Below are 18,555 nucleotides of genomic sequence, written 5' to 3'. Positions count from 1 at the left end.
GGATGGCGGCTACGGTCAACCCGACGCAGGTCGGCTACATTTTCCGCCTGCTGTATGTGGCTTTGGTCGCGCTTGTGCTGGTTCATTTGTTTGGCACGATCGGCTACATGGTCCTGACGGATGGCAAGTATTCCTGGTTCGATTGTTTTTACATGACCTTCATCACCGTGGCCACGATCGGCTTTGGTGAAATCATCGACATGTCGAGCAACCAGCCCGCGCGTATCCTCACCGTGGTGATCGGCATTCTGGGCGCGGGCAATCTCTCCATGCTGTTTTCGGTGGTGACGGTCGCGCTGCTTGAAACGGACTTGAATGGCACCTTGCAGAGAAAACGTATGGAAAAGGCAATCAAGAAACTCAAGGGACACTACATTTTGTGCGGCTTCGGCCGTGTCGGGCGCAACATTGCGCACGAACTGGAGGCGACGCATCGCCATTACGTCGCGGTGGATGAAGACACGCTGCGCCTGAACGATTACAAGGAGCGCAATCCGGGCTTCCTCTATCTGCATGGCGATGCCAGCGACGACGATGTGCTGCTGGCGGCCGACATTGCCGATGCCAAGGGCGTCTTTGCCGTGACCGGGGACGACTCCCGTAACCTGATGATTGTCCTGACGGCCAAGCAGTTGAAGCCCGAGGTCCGGGTGGTGGCCCGTTGCCAGGAAACCCGCAATATCGAGAAGATGCGCAAGGCCGGCGCCGATGCCATTGTTTCCCCGGATTTCACCGGCGGGATGCGGATTGCCTCCGCGATGATCCGGCCGCATGTCGTGTCCTTCCTCGATGAAATGCTGAAGTCGGAGAAGAACCTGCGTGTCGAGGAGGTGCCGGTGCCGGCTGGTTTTATCCCGAAGCCGATCAGTGCCTTGCAACTCCGTAGCGCGAACTATGTGCTGCTGGCGGTGCGCGAACGCAACGGCGAGTGGCAGTTCAATCCGGATGAGGATTTCCTGATCAAGCCGGGCTTCATGCTGATTGCCATGGCGAGTCCGGTGGGGCGCATGGAAATTGAACGCTCGTTGATCGACGCGGCCGCCTGAGCGCGTTTTCTAAGGGATTTCCACGGCGGCGAGCGGTCAGGGGGCGGTGCTAGAATCCCGCCACATTTTTATTTCAGAGATCGCCATGTCCTTGATTCGCATGATGCTGGGCGGCAGCCTGGCCTTGGCCACCCTTCCCGCGCTGGCGGCAACGGGGCCGACGGTGGGCGGTATTCCCGTCGATTTCATCCTCTTCGCACTGACCCTGCTGGGCGTGGCGCTGTTTCACAACGCGACGCTGTATGTGGCCCTGACCGGGGCGACGACCATTGCGCTGTACAAGATCCTGTTTACGGGCTTCAAGACCGGTGCCGGGGTCCTCGGCTTTGTCGGCCATCTCGGGCACGAAGCCGTGACCCTGATCAACCTTTTCTGCTTGCTGATGGGCTTTGCACTGCTCTCCCGTCACTTCGAGAAGAGCCATGTGCCGGTCGTGTTGCCGAAGTATCTGCCGAATGACTGGAAGGGTGGTTTTGTCCTGCTGGTCATGGTTTTCGTGCTCTCCAGCTTCCTCGACAACATTGCTGCCGCCTTGATCGGCGGGGCGATGGCGCACCAACTGTTTAAGTCGCGGGTGCATATCGGTTATCTGGCAGGGATTGTTGCGGCCTCCAACGCCGGTGGGGCGGGCTCCGTGGTCGGGGATACGACCACCACCATGATGTGGATTGCCGGCGTGTCGCCGCTGCAGGTGCTGGACGCTTATGTGGCAGCGGTCGTGGCGCTCTGCATTACCGGCTATGTGGCAGCCAAGCAGCAGCATGCGTACTCGCCGATCTTGAAAGCGTCGCATGACCATACCCGCGTGGATTGGGGGCGGGTGGGCATCGTCGCCCTGATTCTGGTTTCCGCCATCCTGACCAATGTGGTGGTCAATGTGAAATTCAACCACCTGGCCGATCACTTCCCCTTCATCGGTGTGGCGGTCTGGCTGGCCATTCTGGTCTCGATGGGCGTGCGCCGCCCGGATTGGGAAATTCTGCCCGAAACCGCCAAGGGGACGGTTTTCCTGCTTTCCCTGGTGCTCTGTGCTTCGATGATGCCGGTTGAGGAATTGCCCTCGGCCTCGATGGTGACGGCTCTGGGGCTGGGTTTCGTGTCCGCGGTGTTCGACAACATTCCGCTGACGGCGCTGGCCATCAAGCAGGGGGGCTACGATTGGGGCTTCCTGGCCTATGCCGTAGGCTTTGGCGGTTCCATGATCTGGTTTGGCTCATCGGCTGGCGTGGCGCTCTCCAACATGTATCCGGAAGCCAAGTCGGTCGGGCAGTGGCTGCGTCACGGCTGGCACGTGGCGCTGGCCTATGTGGTCGGTTTTGCAGTCATGGCCGTCGTGCTGGGCTGGCATCCGGAGCCGCTGCATCGTGCAGCTGAACTCCCTGCGCCTCCGGCGGCCACCGTGCCGGCGACGGTCGACGCCCGCTGAACGTCCGAATCCGATTCCGAAGGCCGGTGCTGCATGGCAGCCCGGCCTTTTTTGTTGGGCGATCGCCAAAGCAGTCGCCAAGGCGATTCCGGGCGGGTTAGACTGTGGCGCAGAGGCCGGCATCCGACTGGCCCGCTTTATGGAGGAAAGAACATGATCCGTCATCTGGGATACGCCGCACTGGCCCTGGGGTTGGGCTTGAGCGCGCAGGCACAGGCATCCGAAGCCCTGGCCAAGGAAAAGAACTGCATGACTTGCCATTCGGTCGAGCGCAAGATCGTCGGGCCGAGCTATCGCGACATTCTGGCCAAAAAGCCGACCGAGGCAGCGATGGCACAGAAAATCAAGCAGGGCAGCAAGGGCGAGTGGGGTGCCGTGCCCATGCCACCGAACAATGTGACCGAGGCGGAAGCCGCCACGCTCGCCAAATGGATCCTGACGCTCAAATAAGCGTCTGATCCTCGGCCGGGCGGCCGCTGGCGGCCCGGCCAGCATAATAAAAATCCCGAGAGAGAACATGCTGAACCTGAATCCTGCCCAGCGGCGTCGCCGCTGGCTGGCCTTGGGCGTCGTTGCCCTGGCCTATGTCCTGTCCTTTTTCCAGCGCTTTGCCCCTGCCGGTATCGCGCAGGATCTGGCGGCCTCCTTCCAGACCTCGGCGGCCTCGCTGGGTGTCCTGGCGGCGACCTATTTTTATGTCTATACCGTCATGCAGGTACCGACCGGCATGCTGGCCGATACCCTGGGGCCGCGGCGCATCCTGATGCTGGGTGGGGTGATCGGCGGTGCTGGCAGCGTCCTCTTCGGGATGGCGCCGACGCTGGATATTGCCTTGGTGGGGCGGACCCTGATCGGTCTGGGGGTGTCCGTCACCTTCATTGCCATGCTCAAGCTGATTGCCGTCTGGTTTGAGGAAAACCGTTTTGCAACGCTGGTCGGCGTGTGCATGCTGATCGGCAACCTGGGCTCGGTCCTGGCGGGGGCACCGCTGTCGGCGCTGGCGCAGGCGACCGGCTGGCGGGGCGTTTTTGTCGGGGTAGGCGCCTTGTCGTTGCTGCTGGCAGCGGCCTGCTGGTTCATTGTGCGCGATCGGCCGGATGCCCCGGAGGCCGCCCCCGCTGTGAAATTCGACCGTACCGCCCTGTTCGGTGCCTTGCTGTCGGTGATTCGCAACCGGGCAACCTGGCCGGCCATCCTGGTCAATACCGGGACCTGCGGCGCCTTTTTCACCTTTGCCGGCCTGTGGACCGTGCCTTACCTGATGCAGGTCCATGGCATGTCGCGTCCGGTTGCCGCGACGCATCTGTCCTTGTGGTTCGGTGGTTTTGCCGTCGGCTGCCTGTTGCTGGGGACGCTCTCGGACCGCCTGGGACGCCGCAAGCCGGTGATCATCGCGACCACGCACGTTTTTGCCGCAGTGTGGGCCATCCTGCTGGCCGGCGTCAGTTTGCCGGCCTCGATGTCCTATGTGCTTTTTGCCCTTTTGGGCGTGTCGACCGCCGGATTCAGCCTGACTTGGGCCTGTGCCAAGGAAGTCAATCCACCCATGCTCTCGGGAATGTCGACCAGCGTGACCAACATGGGCAGCTTTTTGGCGGCGGCCTTGTTGCAGCCGCTGGTGGGCTGGCTCATGGATCAGGGCTGGCATGGCGAGATGGTCGGCGGCGCGCGTGTCTATGATCTGGCCGCGTGGCGTCATGGCCTGAGCGTGGTGCTGGCGTGTGCGGTGACCGGGGCGGCCTGTTCCTGGTGGATTGTCGAGACGCGTTGCCGGAATATCTGGCACAGCCTCAAAACGGCGGCCTGATTGTGACAAGACAGGCGCTAGGGAAATCCCCTGTCGCCTGATTGCCTATTACTTAAGAAATATTTCCAGTTCGCTTTGTGTTTTCGGTGAAACAGTGTTGAGGCTAAGTTAAACTTTTGCCCGAAAAAAGAACTGTTCGCTTTTCGGGGTTTCAATCTTGCTTCATCCTCCGGCCGTACTGGGCCGCCGTTTTTATCTCTTTGCGCTGCTTTGCCTGCTGTTGGCCTGGGGGCTGCTGGCCTGCGTGCTTGCCGACTGTGCCTGGCCGGCGGTCGGCTGCATCCTGGCCCTGAGTGCCTGCTTTTATGCTTTGTGGCGCCATGTGATGCAACGTGTTCTGGCGCAGCAGCGCTGCGCCGAATTGCAGGGCCAGCTGATCGACCTCTCCAGCGAAGCCATGCTTCTGGCGGACGAAACGGGGTGCATTCTGGCGGTCAACCCTGCGTTTGAGCGGATTACCGGCTATGCGGCCCGCGAAGTGCAGGGCGAAACCACGGCCTTTCTCCTGTCCGGCCGTCAGGGCGGCGGTTTCCATGCCGATGTGTACCGTACCGTGCGCGAACAAGGGGCGTGGTCTGGTGAGGTCTGGAATCGCAGCAAGCAGGGCGAGGTGTACCTGCAGCAACTGACGATTCGGCAGGTGGACCTGCCGGGCATGCCGCGCCGGCATGTGGCGGTGTTTTCCGATATCAGCCTGCAAAAGGCGCAAGAAGCCCGCATCGAATACCTGGCACACCATGATGCCCTGACCGGCTTGCCAAATCGGGCGGCCCTGGCTGGCTTCCTGCAACAGGCCATGCAGCGCGCCCGGATGAGCGGGCGCCGTTGCGCGGTGATGCTGCTCGACCTCGATAATTTCAAAACCGTGAATGACTCGCTGGGCCACGATGCCGGCGACCAGCTGCTGTGCGAGCTGGCGCGCCGTCTGCAGCGCCTGGCGGGCGATGCAGATCGTCTGGCGCGGCAGGGCGGGGATGCCTTCGTGCTGATCATCGACCAGGCGGAGGTGCACGATGACCTCGTCTATCGTGTCGAGGACCTGCTGCACGTGGTGAGCGAAGGGTTCACCCTCGACGGTCATGAGCTGCATGCCAGCATGTCGGTCGGGATCAGCGTCTTTCCCGAGGATGGCGATTCGGCCGAGACCCTGCTGCGCAACGCCGATGCGGCCATGCATCAGGCCAAGGCGGGCGGTCGCAGCACCTACCGCTTTTTCGACCCTTCGATGTCGGTCGCGGCCAGTCGCCGCCTGGTTCTGGAGAGCGAGCTCTGGCAGGCCCTGGCCGGGAATCAGCTGCTGCTGCATTACCAGCCGCAGGTCGATCTGCTCGCCGGGGGCGTGGTCGGCGTCGAGGCGCTGGTGCGCTGGCGTCACCCGCAGCGCGGCATGATTTCCCCGGCCGAGTTCATTCCCGTGGCGGAGGAAACGGGGCTCATCATTCCGCTGGGCCACTGGGTATTGCTGACCGCCTGCCGGCAAGCCCGGGCCTGGATGGACGCCGGGATCGAGATGGGCGAGATGGCCGTGAATATTTCAGCCGTGCAGTTCCGCCAGCCCGATTTCGTGCAATCCGTCCGTCGCGTACTGGCTGACACCGGTCTGCCGGCAGACCGGCTGGAGCTGGAAATCACCGAAACGGCCGTCATGCATAGCGCCGACTCCTCCGTGACGACCCTGAGCGAACTCAAGGCCATGGGCGTCAAGCTGGCCATCGACGACTTCGGGACCGGCTATTCCTCGCTCGCCTACCTGCGGCGCTTCCCGATCGACCGCCTGAAGATCGACCGCACCTTCGTGGCCGATCTGGAGTCCGATCCGGAAGCCGCCTCGCTCGTGGCCTCCATCGTGGCGCTGGGCCGGTCGCTCGGTCTGCGCCTGGTGGCCGAGGGGGTCGAGAATGCCGCGCAGGCGGCGTTCCTGCGGGAGATCGCTTGCGAGCGGGTCCAGGGTTTCCATTTCTGCCGTCCGGGTGCGGCCGAGCATATCGCCCTGGCCTCGCCCGAACTGGCAACCAGCAGTTGAAGGCAGGGCGGCCTCGCCCCTACAATCCCCGCTCTTTCTTCAGGAGAGCAGCATGAAAATCGGGTTCATCGGTTTGGGCATCATGGGGCGTCCGATGGCGCTCAATCTCATCAAGGGCGGCCATACGGTCACCGTCTGGGCGCGTCGCGCCGAATCGATGCAGCCTTTGCTCGAGGCCGGGGCGATTGCCGCTGCTTCGCCGGCCGAAGCCGCACGGGGCAACAGCCTCGTGATCTCCATGGTGGCGGATGCGCCCGATGTGCGCGAGGTCATGCTCGGTGAGCAGGGCGTGGTCCGGGCGGCGGCACCGGGTCTGGTGGCCGTCGATATGAGCACCATCGCGCCGGCTGCGGCCCGCAGCATCGGTGCGGACCTGGCCAAGGCGGGCATCGACTTCATCGACGCGCCGGTGTCCGGTGGCGAAGTGGGCGCCATTGCCGCAACCCTCTCCATCATGGCGGGCGGCACGGCGGCCGCCTTTGAAACGGCGCGCCCGGCGTTCGCGTGCATGGGCAAGAATGTCGTGCACGTGGGCGACACGGGGGCCGGTCAGGTGACCAAGGCTGCCAACCAGATCGTCACCGGCATGGGCGTGCTGGCGGTGGCGGAGGCCTTCGCTTTTGCCAGTAAAAACGGGGTCGACCGGAGCAAGGTGCGGGAAGCGCTGCTCGGCGGCTTTGCCTACTCGCGTATCCTGGAGAACCACGGTCAACGCATGCTGGACCGCAATTTCAAGCCCGGCTTCAAGAGCTGGATGCATGAAAAGGATCTGAACATCGTCATGCAGACCGCGCATGAACTGGGCTTGTGCCTGCCCGGCTCGGCGGCCACCGCCCAGATGTTCAACGCGATGGTGGGCTCGGGGCTTGGCGAGGACGACTCGATTGCCGTGTTGAAATTGCTGGAATCGCTGTCGGGGCAGGCATGAAAGTCGGGTTCATCGGTCTGGGTGTGATGGGCCGTCCGATGGCCCTGCATCTGGCGCATGCCGGCCACGAATTGCACGTCTGGGCCCGTCGTCCGGAAAGCGCGGCGGATCTGCCGGCGGTTCGTCATGCCACCCCGGCGGCGCTCGGGGCGGCGGTCGACGTGGTGTTTACCATCATTACCGCGAGTGCCGATGTCGCGGCCGTAGCGCTCGGGCAGGATGGCTTGTGCGAGGGGATGGCGCCCGGCTCGATTCTGGTCGATTGCTCGACCATCGCCCCCGATGCGGCGCGGGAGATCGCCGCCCGTCTGGCCGAGCGCGGCATTCACATGCTCGATGCGCCAGTCTCCGGCGGGGCGCAAGGCGCCATCGATGCGACGCTGGCCATCATGGCTGGCGGCGACGCGGCCGTGCTCGACCGGGTCCGGCCGCTGCTGGAATGCCTGGGCAAGCGTATTGTCCACATCGGTCCGAATGGGGCCGGGCAGGTGGCCAAGGCCTGCAATCAGATGATCATGGTGGCGGCGATTCAGGCGGTGGCCGAGGCCATGCGTCTGGCCGGTGCGGCCGGTGTCGATCCGGCCAAGGTCCGGACAGCTCTGGCCGGCGGTTCGGCGGCATCTCGCGTGCTCGATGTCATGGGGCAGCGCATGGTCGAGCGTGATTTCAAGGCGGGGATCGAGGCGCGCCTGCATCATAAGGACTATGGCCTGGTGCTCGATGCGGCACGGCGTGCCGGGGCGCCCGTGCCCCTGACCGCCGTGGTGGCGCAGCAGTTGAATGCGCTGATGGCGCAAGGCTGGGGCAAGGACGATACCGCTTCCCTGTTGCGCGTGCTGGAGTCCATGTGAGCCATCCCGCCCCGCTGGCCGACAGCGACTTCGAAGACCGTTTCCTGATTGTCGGGCAGACCCCGATCCGCTTCATGCTGGCCGGCTATGCGCGTGATGCCGTGGGCTTTTCGGTCCGTCTCGGTACGGCGGAAACCCAGTTCATGACCACCCTGCTCGGGGTCGATGCCGACAAGGGCCGTTTGTATTTCGATTACAGCGGCAGTCCGGAGATGAATCGGCTGGCGCTCTCGGCGGATCACCTGGTGTTTGCCGGGCGGCCGGAGGGCATCCATGTCCAGTTCCAGACGCCGGCGCCGGTCGAGGCGCGTTTTGACGGTGGGCGCGCCTTCTCCGTGCCCTTGCCACGGCAGGTGCTGCGTTTGCAGCGCCGCGAGTCCTTCCGGATTGACCTGCCGCAGGCGCGTCCCGTCCAGCTGAGTGCGAGCCTGCCGGGCGGCGGAACCCTCTCCCTTCCCCTCCATGACCTGTCCGTGGCGGGTTTGGGTCTGACTGCCGGCGTGCTGCCGGAAACGCTGCTGGAAGACGTTGTCCTTGCACGCGGACGCTTTTTGCTGCCGGATGAAGTGCAGCCGACTTTGGTCGACCTGCGCATCCGTCATCTGACCGAGCAAACCGCGCGCAATGGCCAGCGCCAGTGGCGTATCGGCTGCGCCTTTGTCGACCTGCCGGTGGCGGAAGAGCATCGCCTGCAACGTTACATCGTGCGTATCGAGCACGAGCGCCGTGAGCTGCTGGGCTGATCGGATGTCTGCCACGACCCTTTCGCTGGACCTGCCGGCCGATTATCGCATCAGCGATCTCAGCACTTTTCACCGTCGCGATCCGCAGCAGATCGGGGAGCGCTGGACCGAGCATGGCGCAGCGGGCATCACGTTGGACAAGGCGTTTTGCCTGAACGGTCAGCATGTTCGCCTTTCGTTGCAGTTTGTCCCGGGGCAGGTCCATGCGACGGTGGATGACATTGAGCCGTTTCAGACGGTCGACCGTCTGACAACCCTGATTTCCCGTCTGCTCGGGCTGGATCAGCCGGTGGCGGAATTTGCGGCCCGATTTGCCGCGCATCCGGTGCTGGGGCCCTTGCTCCGCGAGCGTCCCGGTTTGCGGGTCCCGCAGACGGCGACGCCGTTTGAAGCGCTGACCTGGGCCATCACCGGCCAGCAAATCAGCGTTGCCGCCGCCGTGGCCCTGCGCCGCAAACTCATCCTGGCGGCCGCCCTGCCGGTAGGGGATTTATGGGCTTACCCGGATGCCGATGCCGTGTTGGGGATGCGTGAGACGGGGCTGCGCGCCGCGGGCTTTTCCGGCAGCAAGACCCGGTGCCTGCTGGCGGTGGCCGAGGCGGTGCAATCGGGGGCGCTGCCCCTCGACGACTGGCGTGATACGTGCCCGGTCGAGGCCATGCGCGAGAGGCTGCTGGCCGTGCCGGGCATTGGTCCGTGGACGGTCAATTACACGCTGCTGCGCGGGTATGGCTGGCTGGACGGCGCGCTGCATGGCGATGCGGCGGTGCGGCGGGCCGTGCAGGCCTTGCTGGGCAGTGATGGCCCGCTTTCCGCCGCGACGGTGGAGCGCTGGTTAGCGGATTGCCGCCCCTTCCGTGCCTTGGTCGCCGCCCATTTGTGGGCTTCCGGCGGCGTGCTGGCCGCCTGAGCGGCTAGGTAACTCGATCAGGACCGCCAGCCCGCCTTCCGGTCGGTTTTCGGCGTGAATCTGGCCTGCCGCCCCTTCGATGATGCGTTGGGCGATGGTCAGGCCAAGGCCGTAGCCGCCATGCTGTCCATGGCGCCGGAAAGGCTCGAAGATGGCTGTGAGCAAGCTTTCTGGAACCCCTGGGCCGCCATCCAGGATGGCGATGCGCAGACGCGCCGGCGTCATCGGGGTGACCTGAATGGTGACCGCCGAACCCTGCGGTGCATGGCGCAAGGCATTGCGCAGCACGTTTTCCAGCGCCCGGTGCAGGAGGGCCGGATTGCCGAAGACTTCACTGCCCGGCTGCGCCTGCAGGGCAATCTCGATGGACCGCTGGCTGGCTTCGAAGCGGGCGTCGCAGACGAGTTCATGCAGCAACTCGTCGAGGTCAATCCAGTCTGCTTCGGCCGCAGGGCCGGCCTCCAGGCGAGAGAGGGTGAGCAGTTCGCCGACCAGATGGTCCATGCGTGCGCCTTCTCGCTCCAGTCTTGCCATTGTTTCCTGCATGCGTTCCGGCGATTGCCGGGCCAGACCGATGGCAGCATGCATGCGCGCCAGCGGGGAACGCAGTTCATGTGAGACGTCGTGCAGCAGGCGGCGTTGCGCATCCATCAGGTGTGCCAGCTGGGCATTCATGCGATCAAAATCGTGCGCCAAGTCGGCCAGTTCATCCCGGCGCGTGCCCATGCTGGGGCCGATGCGCACAGCCAGATTGCCCCGGCTGCTCTCGGTGAATGCGGATTGCAGGCGGCGGACCGGACGAACCACATACCAGGCAATCCCGGCCGCTGAGAGCAGGCTGGCGAGCAGCCCGCTCAACAAATGCAGCACGGGTGGGGGTGGTCCGTGGGGTTTGTGGTCGGGCGGGGGCGGGCCATCCGGGGGCGCGGGGGGGATGCCCGGCGGTGCGTGCGGGTGCGGCGGACGCTCGTGCCAGAAATAGGCGCTGGTTGCGACGACCGCCGTGGCTTGTGCCAGCCAGACCATCAGGAAAAATTTCCAGAAGAGGCGCCCCATCGGCTTACTCCGGAATCAACTGGTAGCCCTGCCGGAAAACCGTCTGGATGCAGGATCGTCCGTCTGGCATGGGGCCGATCTTGGCGCGGATGCTGGACAGATGAACATCGATGCTGCGGTCGTAACGGGTCAGCGGGCGGCCCAGTGCGGCTTCGGAGAGCACGCTTTTGCTGACGGTTTGTCCGGCGTGGCGGGCCAGGTGTTCCAGCAGGTTGAATTCGGTACTGGTCAGCTCCAGCGGGCACCCCCCCCAACTGGCACTCCGGGAGGCCGGGCGGAGCGTGAGGGCGCCGACGCACAGGGCTTCCTGCTGCGGGGTGCTGGGTTGAGTCCGGCGCAGGATGGCCCGTATCCGGGCGGCCAGTTCGCGCGGTTGGCAGGGCTTGGGCACGTAGTCGTCGGCCCCCAGCTCAAGCCCGACGATCCGGTCCATATCATCCCCGCGCGCCGTCAGCATGAGTACCGGCAGGGCGGTCCGTTGGCGAATCTGGCTCAGCACTTCGATGCCCGAGCGCCCGGGCAGCATCACATCCAGGACGACCAGCGCGTGGCGCCCGCTCAGGGCTTCCTGCAGGCCCGTTTCAGCGGAGGCTGCATGGGTGATGGCATAGCCTTCGTGGCGCAGGTAGTCCCCGAGCATGTCCGAAAGTTCGATGTCGTCGTCGATCAGGAGAAGGTTGTGCATGAGCGGCAAATATTACGGGTGGTGCCAACGGGGCGGCCGGCAGGTCATTGTTCTGAAAGCAATTCCGTAGACGGAAAACAATCAGAGGCTGGGGTGATGGTCGGCATATTTTGCCGCTTTTTGGCGCCTGGCAGGGCTTTTAAAAGGTGATTTGATCGTCTTTTAACCCGCCTTAACGGATTTTTACCTCGTTGCGGGAGAAATGGAGCGGGTTTTGGCCGATAAATTGCTCAAGCAGGCTGCCGAAGTGTTCATTTTTGGGTGCTTTTAATGAAGGAGTTCATCATGCTTGGTGCAATTGGCAGTTCAACACAGATGTTCAGTCAGCTCTTTTCTCGTCTGGACAGCAAGGGGCAGGGGTATCTGGAAAAGGCGGATTTCCAATCGGCCTTTCAAAGTCTGGCCAGCGGGAGCAGTAGCAGCGATACCTCGATTGACGATGTTTTCTCGGCACTGGATAGCGACAGTGACGGCAAGGTCACGGAAAGTGAGTTTTCCTCAACCCTGAGCCGCCTGCAGGAAGAACTGGATGCGCAGTTTGGCCAGATGCGCATGCAGGGGGGCGGGCATGGTCATGGTCCGCAGGGGATGGGGGGCGGCATGCCACCCCCGCCGCCGTCCGGTGAGAACGACAGCGGTTTCACACAGGATGAACTGCAAAGCCAGTTGGACGAAATCGGCTCGACGGACAACAAGCGTGCGTCGCTGATTTCCAATATTGTGGCCAATTTCGAGGATGCGGACGCGGATGGCGATGGCAAGGTGACCCGCCAGGAGGCGATGGCATATGACCAGTCCCAGTCCTCAAGCAGCACGACGGCAAGCAGTACCGTGACGACTGCCTCCGGCAGCAGTTCGAGCGATGCCAGTGGCAGCAACACGGCCAGCAATACGGAGGCTCAGGTCATGCTGAAAATCATGCAGCTGATGCACGCCTATGGCCACAACCAGTCGGCCGCAGCGTCGTTCTCGGTCAGCGCTTGAAGTAACGGCCCGGCCTCAGGCCGGGCACTGGTCGCAGCGATGGATTTCCACGGTGACGTGCACGATCTCGTCATGGATGCCCAGCGCTGCCCGAACCGCCAGGGGGGTCAGCGCGGCATCGTGCGTGAGGAGCGACAGGGCGCAGGCATAGGCGCCGCTGCCGACGCGCCAGACGTGCAGGTCGGTGAGCGTGGTGTCGCCCGGCAGGTCGGCAATCACCTCGCGGATTTCGGCGACGACCGGATGATCCATCTCGCGATCCAGCAGGACTTGCCCGGTTTGGGCCAACAGGTTCCTGGCCCAGAGCGCGACCAGGACGGCACCCAGGATGCCCATCATCGGGTCCAGCCAGTCCCAGCCTTTCCACCAGCCGCCGGCCAGCGCCACGATGGCGAGGACGGAGGTCAGTGCATCGGTCAGGACGTGGATGTAGGCGGCTTTCAGGTTCAGGTCGCCCGTGTGGTTATGATCGGCATGGTGATGGTCATGCCCGGTGTGGTGCGCATGGCCATGGTCGTGATCGTGCCCGTGCCCGTGCCCGAGAATCAGGGCGCAGACGAGGTTGACCGTCAGGCCGAGGGCAGCCACGGCCATGGCCTCAGGGTAATGGATCGCCTGCGGAGAAAAGAGGCGGCTGACCGATTCGATGAGCATCATCCCGGCCACGCCGATCAGCGCGAGGGCGCTGGTGTAGCCGGCCAGGATTTCGATTTTCCAGGTACCGAAGGCAAAGCGTGGGTCGCTGGCGTATTTGCGTGCGGCAGCATAAGCAAACGCCGCGAGACCGATGGCCAGGGCGTGCGAGCTCATGTGCCAGCCGTCGGCGAGCACGGCCATGGAATTGAACCACCAGCCGGCGACGATTTCGAGCACCATGGTGGCAAGCGTGATCCAGAGCACGCGGCGGGTATTGCGCTCGGCGCGGGCGTTGCTGACGGTGTAGTCGTGACGGTGGGCCCAGCGCGTCAGGTCATGGGGTGTGGAAAGATCGGTCATTGCTGGCCATAGCCTTTGAATTTTTCGAGGACATCGGCCATGTCGACCGCCGAAAGCAGGACAGGTTCGCCCAACTGACAGGCGCGCCAGTATTGCTCGCAGAGTTCTTCCAGTTCGACGGCGAGTGCGAAGGCTTCGGCGAGGTCCCGCCCCGCGACCAGCAGGCCGTGGTTGGCGAGCAGGCAGCCCTTGCGGCTTTCCAGTGCGGCGAGGGCGGCGGTCGACAGCGCCTGCGAGCCAAAAATGGCGTAGTCGCTGCAGCGGATGGTGTCGCCGCCAAAGCGGGCAATCATGTAATGAAACGGCGGAATCTCGCGGCGCAGGCAGGCCAGGCTGACAGCGAAGGGCGAGTGCGCGTGCAGGACTGCGCCGACTTCGGGGCGGCTGGCGTAGAGATCGCGATGGAAGCGCCACTCCGAGGAGGGTTTGCAGCGGCCGGTGTGGCTGCCATCGAGGGCCATCAGCGGGATGTCGTCGGCGACCAGATCGGCGTAGGGCAGGCCGGTGGGCGTGATCAGGAAGCCCTGGCCCTGGCGCACGCTGACATTGCCGGAGGTGCCTTTGTTGAGCCCCGCCGTTTGCATGGTGCGGGCGGTGGCAATGAGTGTGTCGCGCAGATCAGTCACGGCGGGCCTCCGGGTAGAGACTGAGCAGGCCAGCCGTGCTGGCGGCACAGACGCCACGTTCGGTGATGATGCCGCTGATCAGGCGCGCCGGTGTCACGTCGAAGGCCGGGTTGGCGACGGCCTCGGCGGCGGGCAGTTGGCGCAGGCAGGCCGGAGTGCCGCGCGAGTCGAGGCCGTGCACGTCGCGGAATTCGTCGCCGTCACGGGCCTCGATCTCGATGGCACTGCCGTCCGCGAGGGCGAAATCGATGGTCGAGCGCGGTGCGGCGACGTAGAAGGGAATCCCGTTGTCGGCGCAGGCCAGCGCCTTGAGATAGGTCCCCACCTTGTTGGCTACATCGCCATTGGCCGTGATGCGGTCGGCGCCGACGATGACGGCATCGACTTTCCCTTCACGCATCAGGATGCCGGCGGCGTTATCGGCGATCAGGGTGTGTGGCACACCTTGCTGGGCCAGTTCCCAGGCGGTCAGGAGGCCCTGGTTGCGTGGCCGGGTCTCCGAGACCCAGACATGCAGCGGCAGACCGGCTTCGTCTGCTGCGTAGATCGGCGACAGGGCGGTCCCCCGGTCGACGGTGGCCAGCCAGCCTGCATTGCAGTGGGTCATCAGGTTCAGGGAGGCGCTGCCGGCGGGCTTCAGCGTCCGCAGTAGGCGCAGGCCGTGTTCGCCAATTGCCGTGTTCTGCGCGACATTTTCTTCTTCGATGCGGGCCGCTTCCGCCCAGGCAGCGGCAAGCCGTTCCTCGGCGGGCAAGGGCTGCAGATGGGCGCGCATCCGGGTGAGTGCCCAATGCAGGTTGACCGCCGTCGGGCGGGTTGCCCACAAGGTGCTGACTGCATGGGCCAGATGCGCATCGTCCGCCCCGGTTTTCAGGGCCAGCGCGAGGCCGTAGGCGGCGGTCGCACCGATCAGCGGTGCGCCGCGTACCTGCATGGCGCGAATCGCATGCGCAGCTTCTTCCAGCGTCTGTACGCTGACCCAGTGGAGCGCATGGGGCAGGCGGGTCTGGTCGATGATGTCGAGGGTTTGCGAGGCCGGATGGGCGCGCAGGGTGCGGGAGGGGATGCCGTGGATTTTCATGCCCGGCATTGTAGCGGCTTTGCCCGGCCGGGCAGTGGCGGGGGCTTGCATTGCGATGGCGCCAAGCGTATCAATAAAGGCTTGATCAAAATCAGGCGATGCGGGGCATGCCCCAGTACGTCGGTACGCCGGTACGAAAGGAGAGAGGGATGTTTTCGCTATTCAAAAAAGGGGCCGAGGCAAAGGCGCAGTCAGCGATGCCGCCCGCCTTGCGCGGGCGCTTCGATAGCGAGCGTTTGCCGGCATCCTTGTCGGAACTCGGCATCGGTACCGGCGGTTTGTTCCTGGCCTTCGTGCCGCCGCATGCGCGCTTTGAGGCGACCAGTCAGGGGCTGGCGCGCCTGGCTGCAGCAAGTGGCGGGCGTTTTGCCGCCATGTCCTCGACCGGGGCGCTCTGTAGTGGCGGTACCACGACCTATTGTGGTGCCGAGCCCGGTGACCGGGAGGGGAGCTATCTCTGGTTGTCGGATGCCCTGATTGAACGCAGCGAGACTTTTGCGGTGGATCTGCGCATGGGGCAGGGGAAAACCGTCAGCGAGCGTGTCAGTCTGATCGGTGCAGAGTTGGCCAAGGTACGTCCCGGCTTTCCGATCAATGCCGGCGATACCTTTGCGCTGATCTTCTGCGATGGCCTCTCCGCTTCCGAAGGTTTCCTGATGCAGGCCTGGTACCAAAGCAAGCGTTTTCCCTGCCTGACAATTGGCGGTTCGGCCGGTGGCAAGCTCGATTTCTCCGGGACCTTCATGCACGATGGTCAGCAGATCGTGACCGGCAAGGCGCTGGTGATTTTCTGCAAGGTGCGTCCCGGCATCCGTTTCTCGCCCTTCAAGTCGCAGAATTTCGTGCCGACCGGCAAGAGCTGGCTGGTTGCAGATGCCGACCCCGTTGGCCGTACGGTCAGTTCCGTGTTCTCCGACAATGGCCAGACCGAAGGGTTTGCGGCGGCACTGGCAGCCCATTTCCGGTGTTCGATCGGTGAATTGGCCAAGCGCCTGGAAGGCCATACCTTTGCGGTCTCGGTCGACGGCGAAATGTTCATCCGTTCGATTGCCGCCCTCGGCGAGGATCGTACGGCCTTCTTCTGCGATATCGAATTCGGCGATCGTTTGCATCTCATAAAATCCACGGATTTCCTGGAGACGACCCGGCGTGACTGGCAGCAGTTTCTGGGAGGCAAAGGTGAGCCGCTGGCCATGCTGCTCAACGATTGCGTCCTGCGCCGTCTTGGCAATGCCGGGGCGCTGGCGCGCGCAGACTTCTTCTCGGATTTGCCGGCTGCCGGGTTCTCGACCTTTGGTGAAATTCTCGGTATTCCGATCAACCAGACCTTGTCGGCGCTGGTTTTCTTCCGCGATAACGGGCGCCATGCGGATCCGTTCATGGATGGCTTCCCGGCCAGCTATGCCGCCTTTCATTCCCACTATGCCCAGCGGGCCTTGCAGCGCTGGACAACGCTCAACGACATGCAGCGCGGCATGGTGGATCAGGTGGTGCATTACGAAGAGTCCGTGCAGCCCTTTGTCGAGACCCTGCCGGCCTTGGCGCAGGGCTTTTCCCGGCAGGTCGAGACCATGACGCAGGCGATGAGCCTGATTGATTCGGTAGGCCGTTCCGCACAGGCCTCGCAGGCCACGCAGGCCAGCCTGAATACAGGGCTGGATGATCTGGAGCGCCTCTCCAGGGATATCCAGTCCATCACCGGCGGCATCAGCAGCATTGCCGACCAGACCAACCTGCTGGCCCTGAATGCGGCCATCGAGGCGGCGCGGGCCGGCGAGGCCGGGCGTGGCTTTGCCGTGGTGGCCGATGAGGTGCGCAAACTGGCGCAATCGGCCAAGAGCCAGGCCGATGCGACGTCGGAAAGCATTCGTCAGGCGGTGAGCACGATTGGTAGCATCCGCCAGGTTGCGGCGCAGACGGTGAGCGCCATCGGTGAGTTGATGGCGCGCAGCGAAGCCGCGCAGGGGCAGATCCGGCAGATGAACGACGATGCGCAGCGGGAACAGGGCCTGATTGCCGAGCGCCTGGAAGGCGCGGATCAACTCGCCGGCAATGTGCAGGAACTGAAAGCCTTGCTGCAGCGCCTGGATCGTTTGCAGGCGCTGGCGGCCCAGTACTGAGCATGATGGCGGCGGCCTGCTTGCCCGGCAGGCCGCTTTTCCGGATCATGCGGCTTTCACTGTGTATTGCCGGGTGACCGCATGGAATCCGCTGTTCGTATCGACTCCCGTTTCCCGCAGGTCGGGACCACCATTTTTACGGTCATGTCTGCCCTGGCGGCAGAAGTCGGGGCCGTCAATCTGTCGCAGGGCTTTCCGGATTTTCAGGCCGAGCCGGTGTTGTTCGATGCCTTGCATCGCCACATGCTGGCCGGCCACAATCAGTATGCCCCGATGGCGGGGATGCCCGCCTTGCGTCAGGCCATCGTCGATAAGGTGGCGAGCCTCTATGGCACACGCTTCGATGTCGAGCGCGAGGTCACCGTGACGGCGGGGGCGACACAGGCCTTGTTCACGGCCATTGCCGCTTTCGTCCGCCCGGGCGATGAGGTAATCGTCTTTAATCCGGTCTATGACAGTTACGCACCGGCCATCGAAACGGTGGGCGGGACGGTGGTGCATGCGCATCTGCGTTTTCCGGACTACGCCCCGGACTGGTCGGAAGTGGCGGCCCTGGTGACGCCGCGGACCCGGATGATCGTGGTGAATTCACCGCACAATCCGACCGGCAGTCTGCTCTCGGCGGTCGACCTCGAAAAACTGGCCGAAATCGTGCGAGGGACGGACATTGTGGTGCTCTCGGACGAGGTGTACGAACACATTGTTTTCGATGGGGCGCAACATGAGAGCCTGTGCGCGCATCCTGAACTGGCGGCGCGTTCGCTGGTGGTGTCGAGCTTTGGCAAGACGTATCACATCACGGGTTGGAAAATTGGCTACATCGTCGGCCCGCAGGCCCTGATGGCAGAGTTCCGCAAGGTGCATCAGTTCAATGTGTTTACCGTGCATGCGCCGTCGCAACTGGCGCTCGCCGATTACATGCAGGATGCAGCGCGTCATGCGGCCCTGGCGGGGTTCTATGAACAGAAGCGGGATTGCTTCCTGGATCTGATGGCCGGTACACCGTTTGAGTGGTTGCCCTGTCGCGGGACCTATTTCCAATTGGCACGCTACGGCCATTTCTCCGATCTCCCCGACCGGGCTTTTGCCGAGTGGCTGGCCCGCGAGGTCGGGGTGGCCGTGATCCCGTTGTCGGCTTTCAATCACGATGGCCGGGATGAGCGTGTGGTGCGTTTTTGCTTTGCCAAACGCGAGGAAACGCTGGCCGAGGCGGCCCATCGTTTGAAGCGGGCTTTGTAAAGTCTTGTAATGAGCACGGCATGGAGACTTGACC

17 protein-coding genes are annotated in these 18,555 nt (G+C 63.8%); 12 read left to right on the top strand and 5 right to left on the bottom strand.

Annotated elements, in window-relative coordinates:
• Positions 1-2: 2 nt before the first annotated feature.
• From AACO21_RS06120 to AACO21_RS06080, 9 genes are all read left to right on the top strand, one after another.
• Positions 3-1,046, top strand: coding sequence for a potassium channel family protein (locus AACO21_RS06120; RefSeq protein WP_346191619.1), 1,044 nt, complete (start codon positions 3-5; stop codon positions 1,044-1,046).
• A gap of 85 nt (positions 1,047-1,131) precedes the next feature.
• Complete coding sequence (locus AACO21_RS06115; protein WP_346191618.1) at positions 1,132-2,472, top strand: citrate transporter; 1,341 nt, start codon at positions 1,132-1,134, stop codon at positions 2,470-2,472.
• A 153-nt stretch (positions 2,473-2,625) separates the two neighbouring features.
• The gene (locus tag AACO21_RS06110; RefSeq protein WP_346191617.1) at positions 2,626-2,922 is read left to right on the top strand and encodes a c-type cytochrome; all 297 of its coding nucleotides are present in this window, start codon (positions 2,626-2,628) and stop codon (positions 2,920-2,922) included.
• Positions 2,923-2,989: 67 nt separating this feature from the next.
• The gene (locus tag AACO21_RS06105; RefSeq protein ID WP_346191616.1) at positions 2,990-4,279 is read left to right on the top strand and encodes an MFS transporter; all 1,290 of its coding nucleotides are present in this window, start codon (positions 2,990-2,992) and stop codon (positions 4,277-4,279) included.
• Between the two features lie 157 nt (positions 4,280-4,436).
• Positions 4,437-6,302, top strand: a complete 1,866-nt coding sequence (locus AACO21_RS06100) for an EAL domain-containing protein (protein WP_346191615.1) — start codon at positions 4,437-4,439, stop codon at positions 6,300-6,302.
• A 52-nt stretch (positions 6,303-6,354) separates the two neighbouring features.
• The gene (locus AACO21_RS06095; RefSeq protein WP_346191614.1) at positions 6,355-7,230 is read left to right on the top strand and encodes an NAD(P)-binding domain-containing protein; all 876 of its coding nucleotides are present in this window, start codon (positions 6,355-6,357) and stop codon (positions 7,228-7,230) included.
• A complete protein-coding gene (locus AACO21_RS06090; protein WP_346191613.1) occupies positions 7,227-8,081 on the top strand; it encodes an NAD(P)-dependent oxidoreductase in 855 nt (284 codons plus the stop codon). The genes AACO21_RS06095 and AACO21_RS06090 overlap by 4 nt, the downstream gene beginning before the upstream one ends.
• Positions 8,078-8,824 (top strand): flagellar brake protein, encoded by a 747-nt coding sequence (locus tag AACO21_RS06085; protein ID WP_346191612.1) that lies wholly within the window; start codon positions 8,078-8,080, stop codon positions 8,822-8,824. Before AACO21_RS06090 ends, AACO21_RS06085 begins: the two co-directional genes overlap by 4 nt.
• 4 nt (positions 8,825-8,828) lie before the next feature.
• Entirely contained in the window at positions 8,829-9,734 is a 906-nt protein-coding gene (locus AACO21_RS06080) for an AlkA N-terminal domain-containing protein (RefSeq protein WP_346191611.1), read from the top strand.
• On the opposite strand, the gene AACO21_RS06075 is transcribed toward AACO21_RS06080, so the two are convergent.
• Together AACO21_RS06075 and AACO21_RS06070 are read right to left on the bottom strand one after the other, a co-directional pair.
• Positions 9,660-10,790, bottom strand: coding sequence for an ATP-binding protein (locus AACO21_RS06075; protein WP_346191610.1), 1,131 nt, complete (start codon positions 10,788-10,790; stop codon positions 9,660-9,662). The genes AACO21_RS06080 and AACO21_RS06075 overlap by 75 nt on opposite strands.
• 4 nt (positions 10,791-10,794) lie before the next feature.
• Entirely contained in the window at positions 10,795-11,475 is a 681-nt protein-coding gene (locus AACO21_RS06070; RefSeq protein ID WP_346191609.1) for a response regulator transcription factor, read from the bottom strand.
• Positions 11,476-11,760: 285 nt separating this feature from the next.
• Between AACO21_RS06070 and AACO21_RS06065 the strand changes: the two genes are divergently transcribed.
• Entirely contained in the window at positions 11,761-12,459 is a 699-nt protein-coding gene (locus AACO21_RS06065; RefSeq protein ID WP_346191608.1) for an EF-hand domain-containing protein, read from the top strand.
• A 15-nt stretch (positions 12,460-12,474) separates the two neighbouring features.
• On the opposite strand, the gene dmeF is transcribed toward AACO21_RS06065, so the two are convergent.
• From dmeF to mtnA, 3 genes are read right to left on the bottom strand one after another with little or no spacing between them, the layout of a single operon-like run.
• Complete coding sequence (dmeF, locus tag AACO21_RS06060; protein WP_346191607.1) at positions 12,475-13,455, bottom strand: CDF family Co(II)/Ni(II) efflux transporter DmeF; 981 nt, start codon at positions 13,453-13,455, stop codon at positions 12,475-12,477.
• Positions 13,452-14,081, bottom strand: coding sequence for a class II aldolase/adducin family protein (locus AACO21_RS06055; RefSeq protein ID WP_346191606.1), 630 nt, complete (start codon positions 14,079-14,081; stop codon positions 13,452-13,454). The genes dmeF and AACO21_RS06055 overlap by 4 nt, the downstream gene beginning before the upstream one ends.
• Positions 14,074-15,162 carry an S-methyl-5-thioribose-1-phosphate isomerase gene (gene mtnA, locus AACO21_RS06050; RefSeq protein ID WP_346191859.1) on the bottom strand — a complete coding sequence of 363 codons (1,089 nt, stop codon included), beginning with the start codon at positions 15,160-15,162 and terminating at the stop codon, positions 14,074-14,076. Before mtnA ends, AACO21_RS06055 begins: the two co-directional genes overlap by 8 nt.
• 149 nt (positions 15,163-15,311) lie before the next feature.
• Between mtnA and AACO21_RS06045 the strand changes: the two genes are divergently transcribed.
• Both AACO21_RS06045 and AACO21_RS06040 read left to right on the top strand, forming a co-directional pair.
• On the top strand, positions 15,312-17,282 hold the full coding sequence (locus AACO21_RS06045; protein ID WP_346191605.1) for a methyl-accepting chemotaxis protein: 1,971 nt from the start codon (positions 15,312-15,314) through the stop codon (positions 17,280-17,282).
• Positions 17,283-17,363: 81 nt separating this feature from the next.
• The gene (locus AACO21_RS06040) at positions 17,364-18,521 is read left to right on the top strand and encodes a pyridoxal phosphate-dependent aminotransferase (protein WP_346191604.1); all 1,158 of its coding nucleotides are present in this window, start codon (positions 17,364-17,366) and stop codon (positions 18,519-18,521) included.
• Positions 18,522-18,555 lie beyond the last annotated feature (34 nt).

Source organism: Dechloromonas sp. ZS-1, assembly GCF_039649255.1.
Taxonomy (GTDB): Bacteria; Pseudomonadota; Gammaproteobacteria; order Burkholderiales; family Rhodocyclaceae; genus Azonexus.
This window is presented reverse-complemented; position numbering and strand designations above follow the sequence as displayed.